This is a genomic window from Gluconobacter japonicus, from assembly GCF_002723975.1.
GTDB classification, from domain to species: Bacteria; Pseudomonadota; Alphaproteobacteria; order Acetobacterales; family Acetobacteraceae; genus Gluconobacter; species Gluconobacter japonicus.
In genome coordinates this window covers 109,847-116,311 of the sequence record NZ_BEWO01000011.1, presented here as the reverse complement: position 1 = coordinate 116,311, position 6,465 = coordinate 109,847, and the positions used below count along the sequence as shown (strand labels likewise).

Here is a 6,465-nt window from a genome sequence, read left to right as displayed (position 1 = left end):
GCTGCATTTCTACAGCCCCACATTCAAAGGCTGCTTTCGGCATTCCATAGATGACAGATGTTTTCCGATCCTGCCCAATGGTTCTCGCTCCAGCACGCCTCATGGCAAGAAGACCGCGAGCTCCATCAGCTTCCATGCCTGTCAGAATGACTCCTATAGCAAGACGTCCAGCCGCTTGAGCTACAGACAGAAACAGCGCGTCCACAGATGGCCTATGTCCATTAAGCGGAGGGCCGGACACAAGGTGGCAACTATAAGGTGAGACACGTCCAGTACGGCTCACTTCAGTGTGCGCCTCGCCCCCAGGCGCAATAAGCACTTTTCCTCTGATCAATTTACATCCATCCGTGACAAGGGAGACATCGGGTCGCGAAATGGCATTAAGGCGACGTGCAAAATTATTGGAAAACTGCTGCGGCATATGCTGAACAATGATCGTTGGAGGACAATCCTCCGGAAAACTTCCAAGAACTTCCCCAAGAGCTTCCACGCCCCCAGTAGAAGCACCGATCGCGACGATCGTATCAGACACAACCGAATGACCTTGGCTCTTACCTGAATGAGATTTCCCGGTTTGAACCGCGGCGCGGACAACAGCGTCTGCCAAACCGGCAAAAACAGCTTCCCCCTGCATCCCGGAAGACTTGGAGAAACATTCTACTGCTCCTAGTCGACAGGCCATGTCAGTCATTGCACTTCGGGGCGCCATGAGACTGGACACCATGACAACAGGCATAGGTCTGAGGCGCATAATTTTTTCAAGGAACTGCAAACCGTTCATGCCTGGCATTTCAACATCCAGCGTCAAGACATCCGGCTGGAGCTTCAAAATCAAATCTTTGGCTTCCAGCGGCGTACCAGCAGTTCCAACAACTTTGATTCTAGGATCACGTTTAAGAGCAAGCATTATCAGCGCGCGGCTCGTCAAAGAATCATCTACGACTAGTACTGAAATTATATTATTATAAATACTATACTCATCAACCATTATTTTACTTTCTTATATGAATTCAGTCCGACAGGTCGCAGACCAAGTATATCCGGATTGGGAATTCTTTCTGAATGACCAATATATAATTCTCCACCAACATGCAGCCTTTTGGCCAAGCGTGACCATAATTTTTCTCTCGTCACTTTATCGAAGTAAATTGCAACATTTCGACAAAATATAGCATGAAATTTCGATTCAAACGGCCATTCAGCTATAAGGTTTAGCGATTTAAACCTTAATTTTTCTAATATTTCCTTTTTGAAGGTGAACCGATTTTGTTTCTCTATACAGAATTTATTAAATATTTCTAAAGGAATAGAATATTTTTCTTCTACAGAGTAGATCCCCTTCTTGGAGAGATCCAGCATGCTATTATCAATGTCAGTGCCAAGGATTTTTATCCTTGCAATTGGAAGCGTCATAAGAACGTCAGCAACAGTCAGCGCAGCTGAATAAGCCTCCTCACCGCTTGAACAGGCAGCTGACCATATACGCAACTCCTCACCATTTTTTATTCTGTTAATGAATGTGCTTTTTATCAATTTTGATAAATATTGAAAATGATGCCCTTCTCTATAAAACGCCGTAACATTAGTTGTTAAGGATGCTATCATCTGTAGACGTTCATCAGGATTTGATTGAATCAAAATACAGTATTCTTCAAAACTTGATAGCTTATTTTCTCGTAATCTCTTATTTAAGCGTGAAAAAATAAGATCTTCTTTTTTTTCACTTAAAATAATACCCGAAACATCATACGCAATCTGCGAAATAATTTTCAAAGATTGCCTAGATATTTTTTCATATTTTTCGGTCAATTCAAACAATCTCTAATCAAAAAAGATATATTTAGCCTAAATATCACACGCTCATCGAACGAGATTATTCCATCAACAAAATCAGAAATATCACATTGAGATACTTCAGGTAGATTTTTTATATCATTTTTATTATAATCTATAATATCTAAAACATTTTTAACAGAGAACGATATAGTTTTATCTTCATTTTCTATGATTATCATAGCTTTTTTTTCAACTTCTACTCTGTCTGGATTTATTTTTTTACAAAAATCAACCAGTGGAATTACCGTTCCGCGGATATTAATAATGCCTTCTACATATGCTGGGGATGAAGGAATAATCGTAGATTGAGTCCAATTTCTAATTTCTCGGACTACCCCAATATCAATTGCATATTCCTGATTATAAGATGTGAAAATTAAGTATTTTTCCATTATTATTCTCCATCACTAGATAATTTATCTATGGTTTTTACTGCAAAAAGTTTCAATCAGAAAATCAACGTCTACAATTAGGGCAACACCTCCGTCTCCCAAAATAGTAGCCGATGAAAATCCTTCTATTTTTTTATAATTTTTCTCTATTGATTTAACTACAAATCTAGATTGATCGATAATTTCATCGACAATAATAGCAATTTTTTCTCTTTTTTCATTTTCTATTATTATATAAGAATTATTATTTTCGTTTATAAAATTATTATTTATTATTTTTCCACTATGGAATATCGGAATATATTGATTTCTATAAGAGAATCCCCATACCCCTTCAGAAATTTCAAATATTTTATTTTTTTGAAAAAGTAATGCTTCAACAACACTAGAAACGGGAATAATAAAAATTTGATTATGACTTCTAAAAATTAAACCTTCTACAACAGACAGTGTTAACGGAAGAGAAATTGAAAATAAGGTTCCTTCATTTTCTTTTGAAAAGATAGAAATTCTTCCTCCCATATCGGAGATAGATTTTTTAACAACATCCATTCCTACCCCTCTTCCTGAAAGATCAGAAACATTGTCAACCGTAGAAAATCCAGGAGAAAAAATAAGATTTTGAATTTCTTCTTTTTCCATTATAGAATTATTATTAATTATCCCTTTCGAAAGAGCTTTTCTATAAATTTTATCACAATTTAACCCAGATCCGTCATCTTCAACTTCGATGATGATTCGACCGGAGCGGTGAAATGCCCGCAGAAATAAGTTACCTTCTGACGATTTACCAGAAACCGTACGAATATCTTCACTTTCAAGTCCATGATCTATGGCATTCCGTACCATATGCGTTAATGGATCAGATAATTTTTCCAAAATCGAACGATCAACTTCAGTATCCTCACCTTCAAGATGTAATATTACTCTTTTGTTAGAAATTCGACTTGTTTCACGCACAATGCGTCCCATACGTTGAAAAACCATTTTGATGGGATGCGCGCGCATTGCCATCACATTTTCCTGCAACTCATGAGTGAGTTGCTCTAAATCAGAAATAACAATATCCAAAGGAGAACCGGACCGAATATCGTTTATTTTCATTTGTGCTCGAATAGAACCTTGATTAATCACAATTTCACTTAAAAGATTTACCAAATTATCGACTCTTTTAGTGTCAATTCTGATCGTTGAGTTTTCTTTATGAGAATTTTGTAAAGCTTTTCCTAGGATAGGCTCTTCTTTTTCTTTATTAGAAAAAGTAAATTTTTTGTTTTTTTCTTCTAGAAAATTTTCATGATTTAAAAAATTTACCTTTATGCTATTTCCAGACCATTCAAATATTTCTTCGATCTCATTTCTATCGCATGTTGTATTTATTTCAACATTCCATATTGTATAGGTTTTATTTATTTCAAAGATACCAAGATAAGGAATATTGAGAGAATTAATTTCAACTACAATTTTTCCCTTTTTTTCCAAAAAAAACAATATATTCCGGATATCATCTCCATTTTCATAGAAAGTAAATTCAGGGATAATTTGTAGATAAAAAGTATTTTCCTCCTCAAAATCAATCTTTATTGGATTAAAACAAAAATTGTCCACTTCATCAGAATAGTCATTATATTTTTCTACTTTTTCTAAATAATTATTTAATTCTTCAGTCACATTGTCCTGAACTGGTAGATCTGTTCCATCGCGATAAAACGATACGATATCAGTTAATACGTCTGCAGCTTTCAAAAAAATAGAAACCGATACGGAATTAACCACATACTCTCCCGAACGGAACTTTTCTAATACTGCTTCGAAAAGATGAGAAAACCGAACAAGTTTTTCCATTCCGAAAGCTCCCGCGCCCCCCTTGATGGAATGAACCGCTCGGAAAATCGTGTTAATTTTCTCGCTTGCTTCTGTCGTTTCCTCAAGAGACGAAAGCTCTTCCTCAAGAAGACTTAATTGTTCTCCACATTCTTCGAAAAAAATCTGACGTATAGTCTCAAGATCATCATCTTTGACATAATTATTCATGACGAAACGCGCTCTATAGTATTTAGAAGACTATTTTTATCAAATGGCTTTACCAGCCAACCGGTTGCACCAGCCTGTCTTCCTTTTTCTTTCATTTCTGAACTACCTTCAGTGGTCAGAAAAAGAATAGGAAGAAATTTTGTCTTGTTTATATGCCGTAATTTCTTTACCAATTCGATACCATTCATTCGCGGCATATTAAGATCAGTAATAATGGTCTCTGGAGAGAATTTTTCCAACTTCTCAAGAGCATCAATACCATCTTTTGCCTGACAAACAGTGTGACCTACGGCTTCCAACGTATCGCTCAAAAGTTTTCGAATTGTGCGAGAGTCGTCAACGATAAGAATATTCATTATGCTGTCTCCTCATCTAAAATTCTTTTGGCCCCCATTAAAACCAAAATTTTCTCCATTTCAGGAGAAAGATTTTGAATCTTAAAATTCTTATTCCGGGAGAGTGCTGTTTTTCGAGCAGACAGTATTATCTCAAGACACCGACCGCCCAACCGTTTTACTTCTCTACCATCCAGCAGAATGTCTTCTGACAACATTTTTAAATTTTCCAGGAGATCTGGTGCAGCAGCCGTATCAAGAGTTTCAGGTAAGTAAAAAATTTCCATCACCGAAACTCCTCCCATCCTTCATCTGAAGTTTGATAAATTTCTGCAGCGAGTTTCTGATGCGATAATGAATTATGAAAATCAGCTTCAGCCGGCACGGGAAAATTAGCGTCGTCACATAAATGAAAATGACGAAAAATCTGAACTAATTCAGTAGCCTCTGCACTAAGATTGTGGCTAGCTGCAGTCGCTTCTTCGACCATCGCTGCATTTTGCTGCGTATTCTGGTCCATCTGGCTTACGGCAGCACTGATTTCTGAGAGATTATTAGCTTGTTTTTGCGCTGTAGTCGCAATTTCACCGATAAGCAAACTGATTTTGCCTACATTCACCCCAATTTTTTTCATCGCATCTCCAGTTTCCTGAACAAGGGCTGTACCTTTACTGATCTGCTGCGTACTCGATGTAATCAGATTCTTGATATCTTTGGCTGCGTCCGCTGATCTCTGTGCCAAAGCTCGCACTTCCGTTGCGACAACAGCAAAACCTCTACCAGCCTCTCCCGCGCGGGCAGCTTCCACACCTGCATTCAAAGCCAGAAGATTAGTCTGAAAAGTGATATCGTCTAGCAACCCAAGAATTTGACCAATTTGTTTGGACGATCCCTGAATATCCAGCATGGCGGCCGTCGCTGCGGCCATCACCCCTCCTGAGCTTTCTGCCTGTTCAACAGTTTGCCGCGCAACCGAGCTTGCATGAGTTGCAGCTTCAGCAGTTTTCTTGACCGCCTCTGTCACAGCGCCCACAGACAGCGTTGTTTCTTCAAGACGACTGACCTGTTGCTCGGTCCTGCGCGCCAGATCATCTGCAGCAGAAGCAATTTCTGCTGACCCAGAAGAAATCGTCCCAACGCTGTCATTCAGAGACATAAATATCTTCTGAAACTCTTCAACCGTTGTGTTAAAATCCAACCGCAGCCGCTCGTATCGCCCCTCAAATACCTCTTCTATTCGATAATCCAGGCACCCTGCACGTAGCCTACTTAATGCTATTGTCAAAGTATCCGTAAATTTTTCAAAGGACTCTATTCCCTCTCGCGCATTTTGCATTTCACTTTCAGATTTTTCCTCTGCCTGCGACAGAGCCTGACGCGCTTCTGCGGTATCTCTGTTGCTAGTCAGAAGGTCAATCTGTACCCGTTGTAGACGGTCTTGTATCGCGAGCAGTTCGGGAAGCGGTTTCCCCGCTGGAAGAATGTCTTGCCCAGCAAGCGCCTGTGCAGCCTGTGACAGAGCACTCGCAGGCCTGAATATTCTGAAAAACAGTAGGGCAGCAGCTAGCAGAAGAACCAGTAACAGGAACCCATTCGGTAACATTTCTATGAATGTCGCCGATTCAGACATTCCCTTGGACAAAGTTATGGTTTGCCAGAATGTTATTCCTGTTAAAGCCAGCACGGGCGAGAGTGCCACCACCCAGAAAAAAACTCCGGAGGCAACGCTACTTTCAGAACGTACGGTCACATGAGAGGAAAACATTCCAGATTGCCCAGCCATAACAACTCCCCACCTTCCACAAGTGCATGACCTGCGAACGTAGGGACGTGTTTAGTGGGAACTGATTGACACTCTGTTAACACTC

The 6,465-nt window shown here is 39.4% G+C and carries 7 protein-coding genes; all 7 read right to left on the bottom strand.

The window, feature by feature from the left end; all coding sequences use genetic code 11:
* A partial coding sequence (gene cheB, locus GJA01_RS09440) for a chemotaxis-specific protein-glutamate methyltransferase CheB (protein ID WP_099282350.1) occupies positions 1-988 on the bottom strand: 988 nt, incomplete at its 3' end.
* Positions 988-1,809 carry a CheR family methyltransferase gene (locus tag GJA01_RS09435; protein WP_062504259.1) on the bottom strand — a complete coding sequence of 274 codons (822 nt, stop codon included), beginning with the start codon at positions 1,807-1,809 and terminating at the stop codon, positions 988-990. The genes cheB and GJA01_RS09435, both read right to left, overlap by 1 nt.
* Positions 1,806-2,228, bottom strand: a complete 423-nt coding sequence (locus GJA01_RS09430; protein WP_062504257.1) for a chemotaxis protein CheW — start codon at positions 2,226-2,228, stop codon at positions 1,806-1,808. Before GJA01_RS09430 ends, GJA01_RS09435 begins: the two co-directional genes overlap by 4 nt.
* Positions 2,229-2,252: 24 nt before the next feature.
* On the bottom strand, positions 2,253-4,262 hold the full coding sequence (locus GJA01_RS09425; RefSeq protein WP_062504256.1) for a chemotaxis protein CheA: 2,010 nt from the start codon (positions 4,260-4,262) through the stop codon (positions 2,253-2,255).
* Positions 4,259-4,618: a response regulator gene (locus GJA01_RS09420; RefSeq protein ID WP_062504254.1), complete on the bottom strand. Its 360-nt coding sequence runs from the start codon at positions 4,616-4,618 to the stop codon at positions 4,259-4,261. Before GJA01_RS09420 ends, GJA01_RS09425 begins: the two co-directional genes overlap by 4 nt.
* Positions 4,618-4,884 (bottom strand): STAS domain-containing protein, encoded by a 267-nt coding sequence (locus GJA01_RS09415; protein ID WP_062504252.1) that lies wholly within the window; start codon positions 4,882-4,884, stop codon positions 4,618-4,620. Before GJA01_RS09415 ends, GJA01_RS09420 begins: the two co-directional genes overlap by 1 nt.
* Positions 4,884-6,380, bottom strand: coding sequence for a methyl-accepting chemotaxis protein (locus tag GJA01_RS09410; protein ID WP_253783322.1), 1,497 nt, complete (start codon positions 6,378-6,380; stop codon positions 4,884-4,886). The genes GJA01_RS09415 and GJA01_RS09410 overlap by 1 nt, the downstream gene beginning before the upstream one ends.
* Positions 6,381-6,465 lie beyond the last annotated feature (85 nt).